General features: G+C 54.4%; 17 protein-coding genes. 7 read left to right on the top strand and 10 right to left on the bottom strand.

What is annotated here, in order from left to right; genetic code table 11:
- Positions 1-54 precede the first annotated feature (54 nt).
- Genes waaA through coaD form a run of 3 tightly spaced genes read left to right on the top strand, consistent with a single transcriptional unit; the run spans position 55 to position 2578 of the window.
- The gene (waaA, locus tag QVF11_RS14820; protein ID WP_287857995.1) at positions 55-1329 is read left to right on the top strand and encodes a lipid IV(A) 3-deoxy-D-manno-octulosonic acid transferase; all 1275 of its coding nucleotides are present in this window, start codon (positions 55-57) and stop codon (positions 1327-1329) included.
- Entirely contained in the window at positions 1329-2099 is a 771-nt protein-coding gene (locus QVF11_RS14815; protein WP_287857993.1) for a glycosyltransferase family 2 protein, read from the top strand. Before waaA ends, QVF11_RS14815 begins: the two co-directional genes overlap by 1 nt.
- Positions 2100-2101: 2 nt before the next feature.
- Positions 2102-2578 carry a pantetheine-phosphate adenylyltransferase gene (gene coaD, locus QVF11_RS14810; protein WP_004106901.1) on the top strand — a complete coding sequence of 159 codons (477 nt, stop codon included), beginning with the start codon at positions 2102-2104 and terminating at the stop codon, positions 2576-2578.
- Between the two features lie 69 nt (positions 2579-2647).
- On the opposite strand, the gene mutM is transcribed toward coaD, so the two are convergent.
- From mutM to radC, 8 genes are all read right to left on the bottom strand, one after another.
- Positions 2648-3457 (bottom strand): bifunctional DNA-formamidopyrimidine glycosylase/DNA-(apurinic or apyrimidinic site) lyase, encoded by an 810-nt coding sequence (mutM, locus tag QVF11_RS14805; protein ID WP_112216024.1) that lies wholly within the window; start codon positions 3455-3457, stop codon positions 2648-2650.
- A gap of 63 nt (positions 3458-3520) precedes the next feature.
- Positions 3521-5842 carry an energy transducer TonB family protein gene (locus QVF11_RS14800; RefSeq protein ID WP_287857991.1) on the bottom strand — a complete coding sequence of 774 codons (2322 nt, stop codon included), beginning with the start codon at positions 5840-5842 and terminating at the stop codon, positions 3521-3523.
- Positions 5843-7216 carry a DNA-binding protein gene (locus QVF11_RS14795; protein WP_287857989.1) on the bottom strand — a complete coding sequence of 458 codons (1374 nt, stop codon included), beginning with the start codon at positions 7214-7216 and terminating at the stop codon, positions 5843-5845.
- The gene (locus tag QVF11_RS14790) at positions 7206-7931 is read right to left on the bottom strand and encodes a PP2C family serine/threonine-protein phosphatase (RefSeq protein ID WP_287857988.1); all 726 of its coding nucleotides are present in this window, start codon (positions 7929-7931) and stop codon (positions 7206-7208) included. Before QVF11_RS14790 ends, QVF11_RS14795 begins: the two co-directional genes overlap by 11 nt.
- A gap of 4 nt (positions 7932-7935) precedes the next feature.
- Entirely contained in the window at positions 7936-8613 is a 678-nt protein-coding gene (locus QVF11_RS14785) for a vWA domain-containing protein (RefSeq protein WP_287857986.1), read from the bottom strand.
- A 201-nt stretch (positions 8614-8814) separates the two neighbouring features.
- Positions 8815-8982 (bottom strand): 50S ribosomal protein L33, encoded by a 168-nt coding sequence (rpmG, locus tag QVF11_RS14780; RefSeq protein ID WP_003024094.1) that lies wholly within the window; start codon positions 8980-8982, stop codon positions 8815-8817.
- Between the two features lie 20 nt (positions 8983-9002).
- A complete protein-coding gene (gene rpmB / locus QVF11_RS14775) occupies positions 9003-9239 on the bottom strand; it encodes a 50S ribosomal protein L28 (protein WP_002436699.1) in 237 nt (78 codons plus the stop codon).
- 342 nt (positions 9240-9581) lie between these two features.
- Complete coding sequence (gene radC, locus QVF11_RS14770) at positions 9582-10247, bottom strand: RadC family protein (protein WP_287857983.1); 666 nt, start codon at positions 10245-10247, stop codon at positions 9582-9584.
- Positions 10248-10419: 172 nt separating this feature from the next.
- On the opposite strand from radC, the gene coaBC reads away from it, so the two are divergent.
- From coaBC to QVF11_RS14750, 4 genes are all read left to right on the top strand, one after another.
- Positions 10420-11634, top strand: a complete 1215-nt coding sequence (coaBC, locus tag QVF11_RS14765; protein WP_287857981.1) for a bifunctional phosphopantothenoylcysteine decarboxylase/phosphopantothenate--cysteine ligase CoaBC — start codon at positions 10420-10422, stop codon at positions 11632-11634.
- The gene (dut, locus tag QVF11_RS14760; RefSeq protein WP_167492712.1) at positions 11612-12070 is read left to right on the top strand and encodes a dUTP diphosphatase; all 459 of its coding nucleotides are present in this window, start codon (positions 11612-11614) and stop codon (positions 12068-12070) included. Before coaBC ends, dut begins: the two co-directional genes overlap by 23 nt.
- 175 nt (positions 12071-12245) lie before the next feature.
- Complete coding sequence (gene slmA / locus QVF11_RS14755; RefSeq protein ID WP_110276960.1) at positions 12246-12842, top strand: nucleoid occlusion factor SlmA; 597 nt, start codon at positions 12246-12248, stop codon at positions 12840-12842.
- Between the two features lie 155 nt (positions 12843-12997).
- Positions 12998-14014: an SMP-30/gluconolactonase/LRE family protein gene (locus QVF11_RS14750; protein ID WP_287857978.1), complete on the top strand. Its 1017-nt coding sequence runs from the start codon at positions 12998-13000 to the stop codon at positions 14012-14014.
- A gap of 37 nt (positions 14015-14051) precedes the next feature.
- Here QVF11_RS14750 and pyrE read toward each other — a convergent pair whose 3' ends face one another.
- Positions 14052-14693 (bottom strand): orotate phosphoribosyltransferase, encoded by a 642-nt coding sequence (pyrE, locus tag QVF11_RS14745; RefSeq protein WP_287857975.1) that lies wholly within the window; start codon positions 14691-14693, stop codon positions 14052-14054.
- A gap of 65 nt (positions 14694-14758) precedes the next feature.
- A complete protein-coding gene (gene rph / locus QVF11_RS14740; protein WP_110276957.1) occupies positions 14759-15475 on the bottom strand; it encodes a ribonuclease PH in 717 nt (238 codons plus the stop codon).
- Positions 15476-15498 lie beyond the last annotated feature (23 nt).

The raw sequence follows: 15498 nt of genomic DNA, 5'->3' as shown, positions 1-15498 counted from the left end.
CGCGGGTTAAATGCTTAGAATTTGCCCGCAAAAACATTAATACGGATAAATCGCTTGGAATTGCTTTATACCGCCCTACTCTACCTTATTCAGCCGCTGGTGTGGCTGCGACTGCTGTTACGCAGCCGTAAGGCCCCTGCCTATCGTAAACGCTGGGCGGAACGTTACGGCTTCTGTCAGAACAAGGTAGAACCTAATGGTATTCTGCTGCATTCCGTTTCCGTCGGCGAAACCCTGGCGGCCATCCCGTTGGTGCGTGCGTTACGTCATCGTTATCCCTCTCTGCCGATCACCGTCACTACCATGACGCCAACTGGCTCTGAACGCGCAATGTCCGCCTTTGGTAAAGACGTGCATCACGTCTACCTGCCTTACGATCTGCCCGGCGCGATGAATCGCTTTTTCAATACCGTCCAGCCGAAGCTGGTTATCGTCATGGAAACCGAGCTGTGGCCGAATATGATCGCCACGCTGCATAAGCGTAAAATCCCGCTGGTCATTGCCAACGCCCGCCTGTCCGAGCGCTCGGCGAAGGGCTATGCCAAGCTGGGCAAATTTATGCGTCGGCTGCTGAGCCGTATCACACTTATCGCCGCGCAGAACGAAGAAGATGCTAACCGCTTTATCGCCCTTGGTCTGAAACGTAATCAACTGGCAGTCACCGGCAGCCTGAAGTTTGATATCTCGGTCACGCCTGAGCTGGCCGCTCGCGCCATCACCCTGCGCCGCCAGTGGGCACCGCATCGTCAGGTCTGGATTGCCACCAGCACCCACGACGGCGAAGAACAAATTGTTCTCCAGGCACATAAAAAGCTGCTGGAGACGTTCCCCAATCTGCTGCTGATCCTCGTCCCTCGCCATCCGGAACGTTTTAGCGACGCCCGCGAAATGGTGCAGAAAGCAGGAATGAGCTACACCCTGCGCAGCACTGGCGAAATCCCGTCAAGCAGCACCCAGGTGGTGATTGGCGATACCATGGGAGAGCTGATGCTGCTGTACGGCATTGCCGACCTCGCATTTGTCGGCGGTAGCCTGGTGGAGCGCGGCGGTCATAACCCGCTGGAGCCTGCCGCCCATGCGATTCCAGTGTTGATGGGCCCGCACACCTTCAACTTCAAAGATATCTGCGCCAAACTGCAGCAGGACGACGGTCTGATTACTGTGACCGATGCCAGCTCGCTGGTAACCCAGGTGTCTAACCTGCTGACCGACGAAGATTATCGCCTGTGGTACGGTCGCCACGCGGTGGAAGTGCTGCATCAAAATCAGGGCGCGCTCTCCCGTCTGCTACAGTTACTGCAACCCTATCTGCCGCAGCGGAGCCACTAATGTCGCCTCGACTCTCGGTCGTAATGATCGCCAAAAATGCGGCGGATCTGCTGCCTGATTGTCTGGCATCAGTAAGCTGGGCCGATGAGGTAATTTTGCTGGATTCCGGCAGCAGTGATAACACCGTTGAATTAGCCCGCAGCCTCGGAGCTCAGGTTCATATCAATCGCGACTGGCAGGGTTATGGCATTCAGCGCCAGCGCGCCCAGAGCTACGCCACCGGCGACTACGTGCTGATGATCGATACCGACGAGCGCGTCACCCCAGAGCTTGAGCAATCCATCCGCAGCGTGCTGACCGCGCCAAAAAGCGGAGCTATCTACAGCATCGCCCGGCGTAACTATTTTCTTGGCCGCTTTATGCGCCATAGCGGCTGGTATCCGGACCGCGTAATGCGCCTGTACGAACGTGACCATTACCGCTATAACGATAATCTGGTGCATGAGTCTGTCGACAGCAAAGGCGCGCAGGTTGTCGAACTCTCGGGCGATCTGTTGCATCTGACCTGCCGTGACTTTTCCGGCTTTCAGCAAAAGCAACTGGCCTATGCCGCCGCCTGGGCCCAGGAGCGCCACCAGAAAGGTAAGAAGACCTCGCTGACCGGTATCTTCGGCCATACGCTGGGTGCCTTCGTGAAAACGCTGCTGCTACGCGGCGGCGTTCTGGATGGAAAACAAGGTTGGCTACTGGCGGTGGTCAACGCGCAATATACGTTTAATAAATACACCGAGCTGTGGGCGCTAAGCCGCGGCTACTCGGAGAAAGTGTAATTATGAGCACAAAAGCGATCTATCCGGGCACCTTCGACCCTATTACTAACGGTCATATCGATATCGTCACCCGTGCGGCCAGTATGTTTGATAAGGTGCTGCTGGCTATCGCCGCCAGCCCGAGCAAAAAGCCGATGTTTACTCTCGATGAGCGCATCGCGCTGGCCACCCAGGCAACCGCGCATCTGGTTAACGTTGAAGTGATTGGCTTTAGCGATTTAATGGCCAATTTTGCTCGCGCACAGCAGGCGAATATTTTGATTCGCGGCCTGCGGGCGGTGGCGGATTTCGAATATGAGATGCAGCTGGCGCACATGAACCGCCACCTGATGCCAACGCTGGAGAGCGTGTTTCTGATGCCGTGCAAAGAGTGGTCGTTTATCTCCTCTTCGCTGGTGAAAGAGGTCGCGCGCCACCAGGGGGATGTCTCCCACTTCCTACCAGCTAACGTACATCAGGCGCTGCTGAAGAAGCTGTAGGGCTGTCTTCCCGGAGGCGGCGCTTAACGCGCCTGTCCGGGCTACCGGACCAAGCGCAACTACCGTACTTTACTTCTGGCACTGGCGGCAATAAAACGTCGCCCGCTGCGCATGTTTGCTGCCGATAATTGGCGTTCCGCAGATACGGCAGGGTTCACCTTTGCGGCCATAAACCTGTAATTCCTGGGCAAAATAGCCCGGCTTACCGTCGCTTTGCAGGAAATCTTTTAGCGTGGTACCGCCCTGCTCGATGGAGCGCAACAGCACCAGCTTAATCACCTTTACCAATTGCTCGCACTCGTCGCGTGAAAGCGATGAAGCGAGCCTGTCGGGGTGGATCCCCGCCGAGAACAGCGATTCGCTGGCGTAGATATTACCGACCCCCACCACCAACTTGTTATCCATCAGCCAGGGCTTAATCGCAGTTTTCTTCTTCGCGCACCTCTGCTGGAGATAGTCAGCATTGAAATCATCGCTTAGCGGCTCCGGTCCAAGATGCGCTAACACCGGATGGCCTTCCAGCTCTTTGGTCCACAGCCAGGCGCCAAAGCGTCGCGGATCGGTATAGCGCAGAACCTTACCGTTGCTCATGATCAGATCAACGTGATCGTGTTTCTCTGCGGGCAGCTCTTCGCTCAGAATGCGCAGGCTTCCTGACATGCCCAGGTGGATGATAATCCAGCCGTCGGGCAGCTCCAGCAGCAGATATTTAGCGCGGCGACGCACGCTGAGAACCGGAACGTCGCTCAGGCGATAGATCTCTTCGGAAACCGGCCAGCGCAGGCGTCCGTTACGCACCACGGCGTGCAGGATGGTCGCCCCAACCAGATGCGGCTCAATACCGCGGCGGCTGGTTTCTACTTCAGGTAATTCAGGCATATTTTTCTCATATGAAAACAGCAGGCGTTCCTATTTTACCTCGTTCAGAGGGCAACGACGCGGTTAGTGCTGAAAATTCACACCAACGGTTATCTGTCTACCATCGGGCTGTGGTTTAAATTTCCAGCGCCACAGCATATCGACCGCCCGCGCATCATCATCTTCCACTTCGCTGCTTTTGCTCACCAGCACCAGCGTCGGAACGCCGCTTTTATCAATATCAACGGTAAGCTCAGCCCGTTTATCACCCTGCGTCTGCGGCGTCTTCCACTTAACGTTGAAGAAAGGCGCGTTTAACACCTCATTCTGGTCGATATCAACCGTCATACTCACCGGTGGGTCAAAAGGAACGACCTTTTCATGACGGTCCAGTTTTTTGCTCGCAGGTAAGATTTTCCCGGCTTTTGCGGTATCTTCACCTTTCGCTCTTTCCCCGAGAATATCGGCATAATTCGCGTAAACTTTTGCCGAAAGAATCGCACTATGCTCACCCATGCCAACCCGCATCAGCAGCTTGGTTTTGATATTCGCGATTTTCTGCTCAGTATCCTCAGCAAGCGGTTGTAGCAGCAGAGAGTAGATCATCGCGCCGATATACAGTTCCGGATCGCGCTCGGCCCACAGGCTGCCCCAGGCCATCCACACCTGCGGATCCTCCGGAGCCAGCGCCAACAGCTGCGCCCACGTTGCCCGGTTCTCGTCAAAGGAAGCAAAGCTCTTTCTCAGCGCCAGATCCTTCAACAACGGCGCATAGTACGGATGCGTATCGACCAGCTTTTCCATCGCTTCCGTCATTTCAGTAAAGCCTTCCATTCTGCCTTTGGGACTTTTATCCCGCTTTTTGAAGTAGACAAGCTGTAGATTTCGCGCCTCTTCCGCGCTGAGTTTCTTCTGTGGAAAGAGCGCTTTCATCCGGGTGAACTGAGCGACCATCTCTTGCGCGGCAGTTTCCATCCCGGCTTTATTATGCCGGGCCGCCAGCCGGGCGATACGCGCCGCCCGTGATTCCATCTCCCGATAGTGCTCCTCAGGAGGCAGACGATCGCTGACAAATGTCACCGGCACCAGCAAGCGCTTTCCCTGCGGGTTAGAGTGAAAACGCCACTGCTGCGCATAATGCAACGCCGCTTTGTCAAACTCCGGAACGCCACTACTGCATTCGACCACCACGTTTAATAGATCGCCGCTTACCTCGGTATCCACCGAAAGCACCGCCGTCGCCGACTTGATAAATTTATTTATCGCCGGATAGAGCATCGGAGACACCGTCTCTTTCGTGATTCCATATCTTTCGGCCTCAATGCTCACATGTCCGGGAAAGCGCTCGTTAACCGGACTGACGCTACGCACGGGGCCTTGTTTAAACACGATCGAATGCGCCAGGGGTAAGACCTTGTCGGCCTCCCTATTTTCATTCTCTGCCAGCGGTGAATCGCATGAGCGCGTCTGCATTCTGGCCCGCAGAATTTGCAGGATTTGCCGATCTTCGGGCGGCATTTGCGCAATATACGCCTCTAACCGCTGTTGTAGCGCTGGCTGGCGCGGGCTCTCCTTCAGGCCCTCCGCCATCAATAATCCGCTAGTAATGCTTTGCGTGAGCGGCTGAAACTGCGAATTTCGCACCCGCTCATCATCACGAGACTGGATCAGTGCTAATGCCCAGCCCAGCCAGGCGTCAGGGTTTTCCGGCTCAATAGCGATTGCCTGGCGAAATACTCTTTCCGCCTGCGCTTTATTCTCATCCGTTGTCAGCGTCAGGATGGCCGTTGCCAGCGTCAGATCGCCACGGTCTGGCATCCAGCTCAGGTAATCATCCATCTTCGTGAGGGCTTTCGCTTCCTGCTCGCGATAGCCCAATGCCTGCTGCCAGAGCGCATCAGCGGCGGCGGCATCTTCTTCATTCCAGCCCAGCGGCAGCTCCGTCAGCGGTTTTTTCTGCGCGAGGAATAGCTCGATAATATTGTGCTGATTAAACGGCTGGGTTATATGGTTAAAACGGGCATGACGGTCATATAAAAAATCCTGCCAGGCGGGTAATTCCAGCTGATTCATACTCTGCCAGCGCCGCTGATTTTGCTCGCCTATGGGCACATTGAACAACGTGACACCGATGACAAAAACAATCTGCGCCACGGCGGCTGCCAGATAGCCTTTATTGCGGCGGGTAATCGCCACCCACATCAGGGCGAAAAAGTAGAGCGCGCCCCCCAGCCACAGGCCGTAGAGCAATAAACGCTGGGGAGCATTCAGCGCCGCCGGTAAAAACGAAAGCTTATCCACCAGCATGAAAGGCGCAGACCAGAGAAAAAGCACCATATTCGGCGCAACAAAAAGCGCAATCAAAGACAAGATGACCAACAGGTGTTTTAACTTCGGCGTAATCATTTATGGTTTACTCCGAAGAATCGCCAGCAGCCCCATCACGGCTATCCAGACAAAAATCAGGATTAACGCCGCGTTATCGTACCAGGCATGCCAGGGACCGCTCAGTTGGGTAAAATTACGCGCTAATATGGCCATCACCAGCGTGCTAATCAGGGCCAGCGCGCCATGCCAAACAAATGCAGGAACTTTACTGCGCATATTGCGCCACAGCAGCGTTAACGGCCCAGGCACGGTTGGCTGACGAGGTACCGCAACGGCTGGCGCAACGCGAGGCTGGCGCTTGATGGGCGCAGGACGCTGGCGAACAGTTTGCGTTTGCTTATGCTGCTTCGCCTGCTTTACGCCTTCTACAACCTGTTTTTCACGGGCGCAGACCAGGCATGGCATCCCAGCGAAATGCTGATGTTTCTTACTACAGAGAACAATTTTTTGCGTACTGCGTAGCGCATAAGGACGCAATACCTGTGCCCATTCATCGGCGCAAGGGCGTCGGGCAGGTGAGCCGCTAAAAGCGCGATCGAACAGCTTACGCAGTTCTGTCGGCAGCAGATGGTGGGTACTGGCCGGTACCGGGGTAATATTTTTTGCCGCATTGATACCGTAGGCATAACAGTTGGCGGCGATACGACCGGGTAAATCATCAGGCACCTTCGCTGTTTGCGAGCGACCGCTATAGGGATGAATACCGTGGTTGAGCAGTTGAAAAATAATCACCGCCAGAGAAAAACGGTCCTGCGCCTCTTCCTGCTCATCAGGTACCTGCCCGATGCGCTGGAACTCCGGTGCCAGGTAATCCGGCGTGAACTGCCCGGCAGGGAAACGCTCGCCCTCACCCTGAATGCTAAAACCATCGCAGTCCAGCAGCGCGATATACAGGCTGTCGCGATAGAAGCGCAGGTTAACCGGCTTCATGTCGATAACGCGGTGCTGTCGCGCATGCAGCGCAGAGACCAGGGTAGCGAGGTTGCAGGCCAGACTTACTTTTGCGCCGATCCCCTCCGGCAGATTCTGCGCCTTCGCTTGCCGCGACTGCAAAATATACTCCAGCTCAATAGTGCGCTGGGTATCAAGGACCGGCATAACAAAGCCGATAACGCGCTTGCGCTCGTCAAAGAGCAAATAGTCGGGCCACGCCAACTGGACAATTGTCTCACCGTCGGCAGGTGTGGGGATCTTCGGGCGCTGCGCAAGCATGGCGCGGAGCTTGCGCTGATAATAGCTGGCATCAGTATTGGGATGGTAAATTTTCGCAACACGGGAAGGGTCGTCGACCAGGAAGTAGACGCTGCCAGCACCACCGCTCTTGATGAGTTTCCCCAAACGTACCGCGCGGTGCTGCTCGTTATAACAACCAGGGATTTTTTTATGCTTCATTACGCAGAGCTACCAGAAGCGTCTTGTCATCACCGGTTATCGCCCAGGTGCGAGGGTCATCAAGCGTGGCGCGTATCGCTTCGCTCCCCTTCTCCTCTGAAACCTGCTGCAAATAGCTTACGACAGGGTCCATAAAGGGGGAAAACAGCGCATCACAGCTGCGGTTTAGCGCAAACGGCTGCACACCATCGGACATCATCACCAGCTGCATGGCTCTGCCAGCAAACTGATTGATGCGTAAATGTTCACGCCAGTCAGGGCTGGTGAGGAACCAGGTTTGGTTGGCGTATTCACCGTTTTCAGGTAAAGAGAAGTGCTGCTCATCGTTGATAGTGAGCGCTGCAACGCCATCACCGATATGCAGGACCAGCGACTGCGTTTCGCCCAGCCATGCAGCCAGAACGGTACAGGCAAAATCACCCGCGACAAGCTGCTGCTCTTTGGCTTGTAGCAGAACAGCCTCTCGGACATCCGCTATCAGCGCCACGACTTGCTCTTCATCAGGCACAACTGTCAATCGCGCCAGGCGCTCACACAGCGACCGGGCAACCAAAGCCGCCCCCTGTTCGCTATAAGCGGCTGAGCCTGCGCCATCACAAACGACAGCAACAAATCGATCGCCCAAATTGCGATAGCAAAAGGCATCCTGACAAGGACGGTTATTTTGTCGGTGGCTGCTGCCGATAACCGACGAAGCATAAACGCGCCAGTTCATCGCGTCAGACCGAAATTTCTGACCAGCTGTCAGTCGGCGGCAGCTGTGCTTTTCCGCCCGGCGTTGACTGCGACACCACCTGCATGCTGGCGCTTAGCCAGAGGAACAGTTCACGGAACTGCAGCCCCTTCAGCTGCTTCACGCCATTAATCCCGCTACGGCTGAAATGGCCCATTGATTCAGAGGCCTCGTCGCCAACGCTAATCGGAAATACGGCAACTTTATTTGCCGCCTGCGCCTCGCAGCACTCCTGAGCCGCCACCTGCCAGTTATCCGTTGGCGCACCATCCGACATCAAAAACAGCCAGGGCCGGGTATAGGGTACGCCAGCCGCTTTCAGACGCTGCTTTTCAGCTTCGATTTCGCCCAGAGCCAGGCTGACGGCCTGCCCGGTTGGCGTCAGACCACTCGCTTCAAGAACAGGGGCGGTAAAGTCCATCGCATCGCACCAGTCACCATGCAGTTGGCACTCATCGTAACCGCCGTATTTAATCACCAGCAGGCGAACACGTTTCGCGGCGATAACATCATTTTTAAGTTCGCTTTCCAGCAGCTTGAGCCCCTGATTTAGCTGGGCAATTGGCATGCCCTCCATGCTGCCGGAACAATCGAGAACAAGAATTAAGGGGGTTCGCTGTTCACTGTTATCAATAAATGAAACATCTGGAATGAATGACGTCATAACAATCCCTGTCGGTGGTTTTCTGTACCGGAAGAATAAACATCCCATCCCGGCAAGACAAGAAAAACCATTTCATTCATATGGTTAATGATTAACGACGAGAAGAAGAGTTGAGTGATAAATTTTGAAGAGGGGAAATAATATAAAACGGAAACAAAAAACCCCGCCAGGGCGGGGTTCTTCTTTACAAGGAAGCTAAAATTATTTGATTTTAGCTTCTTTGTATAAAACGTGCTGACGGACAACTGGATCGAATTTTTTCAGTTCCAGTTTTTCCGGTTTAGTACGTTTGTTCTTCGTAGTGGTATAGAAGTGACCAGTACCAGCAGAAGAAACCAGCTTGATTTTCTCACGAATACCTTTAGCCATGATTTAATTCCTCTAAGTACTTAGTACTTTTCGCCACGGGCACGCAGTTCGGACAGAACTGTATCAATGCCTTTCTTATCAATAACACGCATACCTTTAGCAGATACACGCAGGGTGACAAAACGCTTCTCGCTCTCAACCCAGAAACGGTGAGAGTGCAGGTTAGGCAGGAAACGGCGTTTAGTCGCGTTCAGTGCGTGGGAACGGTTGTTACCGGTCACCGGACGCTTGCCAGTAACTTGGCAGACTCGGGACATGTCTATTCTCCAAAAATCAAATTAGCTCGAGCTTCGTATGGGGTATTGGCGCCTCGTCAGGCTTCACAGCCCGGTCATCGCATAGTTCTATACACTTTATCCTTCAAGCTGTCTCTTTGTTGGCTGCGCTCGCTCACCCCAGTCACTTACCTATGTAAGCTCAGGGGATTCACTCCCTTGCCGCCTCAATACAACTTGAATGATTTCGTGTACACGCGAACTCTCGATTGCCAGGCCCAAATGCCAAACCCGAGATTCTCAAAGGTGGCGTAGTATACGCTGACTCGGCGATGTGCTCAAGTCCCGAACAGACAAAGATCCCGATGGATCGCATGATCGGGGCTAAATCCAGCCGCGCTCAGCAAAAGATACGTACGCTCCGCGGCCGATAACAAGGTGATCAAGCACGCGTATATCCATGAATCGGCAACATTTTATCACTCTTTCGGTAATCAACCTGTCGGCCTTACTCGGCTCAGGGCTACCGGATGGATGATTATGAGCCAGGATCACCGCGGCGGCGTTCACTTTGATGGCTTCGCGTACGATTTCTCGCGGATGCACCTCAACGTGGCTAAGAGTACCAGAAAAAAGTCGGCTATGTTTCAATACCCGGTTCTGATTATCTAAAAAGATCACCATAAAGATCTCACGTTCTTCGTCAGCCAGCTGGCTTTGCAGAAATTCCCGCGTCATCGATGGCGTAACCAGAGAGGGCTCTTCAGTTATCCGCATACAAAAATAGCGCCGCGCCAGCTCAGCAATCCCCTTCAATTGCGCATATGTCGCCGGGCCAATCCCCTCAACCCCATCAAACTGCTCTTTTTCCGCCGATAGCAGACCGTATAGCGAGCCAAAGCGCTGCAGCAAATCCCGGGAAAACGTTATGACATCCTGCGTGCGCGTGCCGGTGCGTAAAAACAGCGCCAGCAGCTCAATATCCGACAAAGCTTCGATACCGTAGCACTGCATTTTTTCCCTCGGCATCAGGGGTTCCTGTATATCCATGGCGGCTTCTCCTTTCCTGTGTACGCTATCCTGGCACAGCCTTCCAGCGCTGCTGATCGGCAAATTTTATCCGTGCGTAGCGGCTCGCAAAGTGGATCTCTGCCAGACACACGATGACGATCGGATTGTGATAAGATGCGCGAATTCTGGTGTACCGCAACAGGAAAAAATCATGATAAGTCTGGCTGGTAAAAAGATCGTTCTTGGCGTGAGCGGCGGTATTGCTGCCTATAAAACGCCGGAACTGGTGCGCCGCCTGCGTGACCGTGGAGCGGATGTCCGCGTCGCCATGACGGAAGCCGCCAAAGCCTTCATTACGCCACTGAGTCTACAGGCGGTATCCGGTTATCCGGTCTCCGACAGCCTGCTTGACCCGGCCGCAGAAGCGGCAATGGGCCATATTGAGCTGGGAAAATGGGCAGACCTGGTGATTCTCGCCCCCGCTACCGCCGATTTAATTGCACGTATTGCGGCAGGAATGGCTAACGACCTCGTTTCCACAATTTGCCTCGCCACGCCGTCGCCAGTCGCCGTCGTGCCCGCAATGAATCAGCAGATGTATCGCGCCGCCGCCACCCAGCATAATCTTGACGTTATCTCCTCACGCGGTCTGCTGGTTTGGGGCCCGGATAGCGGCAGCCAGGCCTGTGGCGATATCGGCCCAGGGAGAATGCTGGATCCGCTGACTATTGTTGATATGGCCGCGCAGCATTTCTCTCCTGTCAAAGATTTGCAACATCTCAACATCATGATTACCGCGGGCCCAACCCGCGAGCCGTTGGATCCAGTGCGTTATATCACCAACCACAGCTCTGGTAAGATGGGCTTCGCGATTGCCGCCGCTGCCGCGCGTCGCGGGGCGAACGTGACGCTGGTTAGCGGCCCGGTTTCTCTGCCAACGCCGCCGTTTGTGCAGAGGATTGATGTCACCACAGCGCTGGAAATGGAAGCCGCCGTGCAAAATAGCGCTTCTCAGCAGCATATTTTTATTGGCTGTGCGGCAGTTGCTGACTACCGTGCGGTCGCCATCGCCGAAGAAAAAATCAAAAAACAAGGTGATGAATTAACCCTGAAAATGGTTAAAAATCCGGATATTGTCGCTGGGGTCGCGGCGCTTAAGGCCGACCGCCCCTACGTCGTTGGATTTGCCGCCGAAACGAATAATGTGGAAGAATACGCACGGCAAAAACGCGCCCGTAAAAATCTCGATCTGATTTGCGCTAATGATGTTTCACAGCCAAATCAGGGATTTAACAGCGATAGCAATGCATTACACCTTTTCTGGCAAGAGGGAGATAAGCGCTTACCACTTGAGCGCAAGGAACTCCTGGGCCAATTATTACTCGACGAGATCGTGACCCGTTATGATGAAAAAAATCGACGTTAAGATTCTGGACCCGCGTGTTGGTCAGCAGTTTCCACTACCAACTTATGCCACCTCCGGTTCCGCCGGACTTGACCTGCGAGCCTGTCTCGATGACGCCGTAGAACTGGCGCCTGGCGCTACCACGCTTGTGCCAACTGGCCTGGCGATTCACATTGCCGACTCGTCTCTGGCAGCGGTGATTCTGCCGCGCTCCGGGCTGGGTCATAAGCATGGCGTTGTTTTGGGCAACCTGGTGGGCCTGATTGATTCTGACTACCAGGGCCAGCTGATGGTTTCCGTCTGGAACCGTGGCCAGCAGAGCTTCACTATTGAACCCGGCGAGCGTATCGCTCAAATGGTGTTTGTGCCTGTCGTGCAGGCGGAATTTAACCTGGTGGAAGATTTTGACGCCACCGATCGTGGCGAAGGTGGCTTCGGTCACTCCGGGCGTAAATAAGCCCAGCGATACACCCAATCACTCGGGATGCCGCCAACAGCAGGGCAGCCCGAAGGATAAAGTGTAACCTGCATTCCAAAGCGTAATAATGCAATAACATCGCCGCAGGCAGCAGCTTGCGGTCGCTTTGCGGATGCCTGCCTGGCAAGTGCTTTTTTCAGGGGTATTTTAAAACATGGCAGAAAAACAAACTGCGAAAAGGAATCGTCGCGAAGAAATACTTCAGTCTCTGGCGTTGATGCTTGAATCCAGCGATGGGAGTCAGCGCATTACCACAGCGAAACTGGCGGCGTCCGTTGGCGTATCCGAAGCGGCTCTGTACCGACATTTTCCCAGCAAAACCCGCATGTTTGACAGCCTGATCGAGTTTATCGAAGACAGCCTGATTACGCGCATCAATTTGATTTTAAAAGATGAAAAAGATACTTCAGCGCGCCTGCGCCTGATCGTACTGTTGATTCTTGGGTTTGGCGAGCGTAATCCTGGGCTGACGAGAATTCTGACCGGCCATGCGCTGATGTTTGAACAGGACAGATTGCAGGATCGAATCAATCAACTGTTTGAGCGCATTGAAGTACAGCTACGCCAGGTGTTGCGTGAAAAGAAAATGCGCGAGGGCGAAGGCTACACCGTCGATGAAGCCCTGCTGGCTGGACAGCTGCTGGCATTCTGTGAAGGGATGCTGTCGCGCTTTGTGCGCAGTGAGTTTAAATATCGTCCGACCGATGATTTTGACGCTCGCTGGCCGCTGGTCGCCGCCCAGCTGCAGTAATCCGCACCTTATATGCAGCCACAATGGCTGCATCTCCTTTTTGATTTTTCTGTCATAAAGCCCAGGACAATTCGTTGAATTGCCAGATGTTTTCAATCCGCACTCTCTCCTAACATCCGTAAATCGTTTCTTTTTATCGGATAAGGAGAAGGCTGATGGCGACATCACGGCGGGAATTGCTCAAACTGGGAGGTCTGGCAACCGCATCATTACTGGTAAGCCAAAAAAGTTTCGCGGCCTGGGCACCATCTGCACGTTATCCCGATCCACGTATTGTGGCAGTGGATGATAGCTTTCGCCGCTATATGCTTGCCAGCGCAAAAGTCGAGCAGATTGCAACCGGTTTTCGCTGGGCGGAAGGGCCTGTGTGGTTTGGCGATACGCGCATGTTGCTCTGGAGCGATATCCCCAACAACGCCATCATGCGCTGGGATGAAGCTACTGGTGAAACTAGCGTGTTCCGTCATCCGGCAAACTACGCTAACGGCCATACCCGCGACCGGCAGGGGCGACTGATTAGCTGCGAACATGATACCCGACGCATTACCCGCACCGAATACGATGGCACCATTACCGTACTGGCGGATAGTTTTGACGGCAAGCCGCTGAACTCACCAAACGATATCGTCGTGAAGTCAGACGGCAGTATCTGGTTTACCGATCCGCCTTTCGGCATCAGCGGGTTCTACGAAGGACATAAAGCCACGCCGCAACTGCCGCAGAACGTTTATCGGCTGGATCCGGAAAGCCGTAAGCTGAGCGTCATGCTGGGCGATGTGAAAGGGCCAAACGGACTCTGTTTCTCCGCCGATGAGAAAACGCTGTACGTCGTGGAGAGCCGCGCGACGCCAAATCGGTTAATACTCGCGTGGGACGTGATTGATAACGAGTTGAAAAATAAAAGAGTACATATTGACTGCGGTAACGGCACCGCCGACGGTATCGCCTGCGATATGGACGGTAATCTGTGGTGCGGTTGGGGGACGGGCAGCGAGGAGCTTGATGGCGTGCGCGTCTTTAATCCTCAAGGGAAAAACATCGGCATCGTTCAGTTGCCGGAACGATGCGCTAACCTGTGCTTCGGCGGCGAGCAGCGCAATCGCCTGTTTATGGCCTCCAGCACCTCGATTTACTCGCTCTACGTCAATGCACAAGGGGCAAAACTGGTTTGAAACCTACCCGGCAGGTATTGACCTGCCGGGTCGATTCTTATACCCCGTACGCTTCGCGATAGGCGCGAACCGACGCCAGATGTTCAGCCATTTCCGGCTTCTCTTCCAGATAGCTGATCAGATCTTTCAGGGTCACAATAGAAATCACTTTGCAGCCGTAATCACGCTCGACTTCCTGAATCGCGGAGATTTCGCCGCGTCCGCGCTCCTGGCGATCCAGAGAAATCAGTACACCGGCTAACTTCGCGCCGTTGGCCTGAATAATTTCCATTGATTCACGAATCGCAGTACCTGCGGTGATGACGTCATCCACCAGCATCACGCGGCCCTGTAGAGCGCTTCCCACCAGGTTGCCGCCTTCGCCGTGAGTCTTCGCCTCTTTACGGTTAAAGCAGTAAGGCAGATCGCGGTCATGGTGTTCCGCCAGCGCGACCGCCGTGGTGGTGGCGATTGGAATACCTTTGTACGCAGGGCCAAACAACAGATCAAAATCAATCCCGGAATCCACCAGCGCTTCGGCGTAAAAACGGCCTAACAATGCCAGATCGCGCCCGGTATTAAACAGGCCGGCGTTGAAGAAATAGGGGCTCTTACGCCCGGATTTCAGCGTAAATTCGCCAAACTTAAGGACCTGCTTGCTAAGCGCAAACTCAATAAACTGGCGCTGATACGGCTTCATGGATTCGCTCCTCATCATACTTTTCTACAGATATAAAAAAGGCGACTTTTCAGTCGCCTTAAAAACTAGTTTTCTAACGCCGCTTTCTGCGCCGTCACAATGGATTCGATACCCCCTCGGGCCAACGCCAGGAGGGTGAGGAGCTCTTCGTGGGTGAACGGTTCGCCTTCCGCCGTGCCCTGCACCTCAATGATACGACCGTCTTCGGTCATCACTACGTTCATATCTGTTTCCGCCGCGGAATCTTCGACATATTCCAGATCGCAAAGCGCTTCGCCTTTGACGATACCGACGGAGACCGCCGCCACCATACCTTTCATCGGGTTGGTTTTCAGCTTACCGGCTGCAACCAATTTGTTCAGCGCATCGGCCAGCGCAACGCAGGCTCCGGTGATAGAGGCGGTGCGGGTTCCACCGTCGGCCTGCAGCACGTCGCAGTCCAGCGTAATAGTGAATTCACCCAGCGCTTTCAGGTCAACCGCAGCACGCAGCGCACGCGCGATCAGGCGCTGGATTTCCATTGTACGCCCGCCCTGCTTACCTTTCGCAGCTTCACGCGCGTTACGGGTATGGGTCGCACGTGGCAGCATGCCATATTCTGCGGTGATCCAACCCTGACCCTGGCCTTTCAGAAAGCGCGGAACACCTTCATCGATAGAAGCGGTACACAATACTTTGGTGTCACCGAATTCGACCAGCACGGAGCCTTCTGCGTGTTTCGTATAATTACGGGTAAAGCTTACTGGGCGCACTTGGTTAGCGCTACGATCTGCTGGACGCATGAGGTTCTCTCCGGCTTGAAACG

Origin of the sequence: Klebsiella sp., assembly GCF_027492335.1 — a bacterium.
GTDB lineage: Bacteria > Pseudomonadota > Gammaproteobacteria > Enterobacterales > Enterobacteriaceae > Klebsiella > Klebsiella huaxiensis.
The sequence above is the reverse complement of the archived record's forward strand: the minus strand, read 5'-3'. Positions and strand labels throughout refer to the sequence as shown.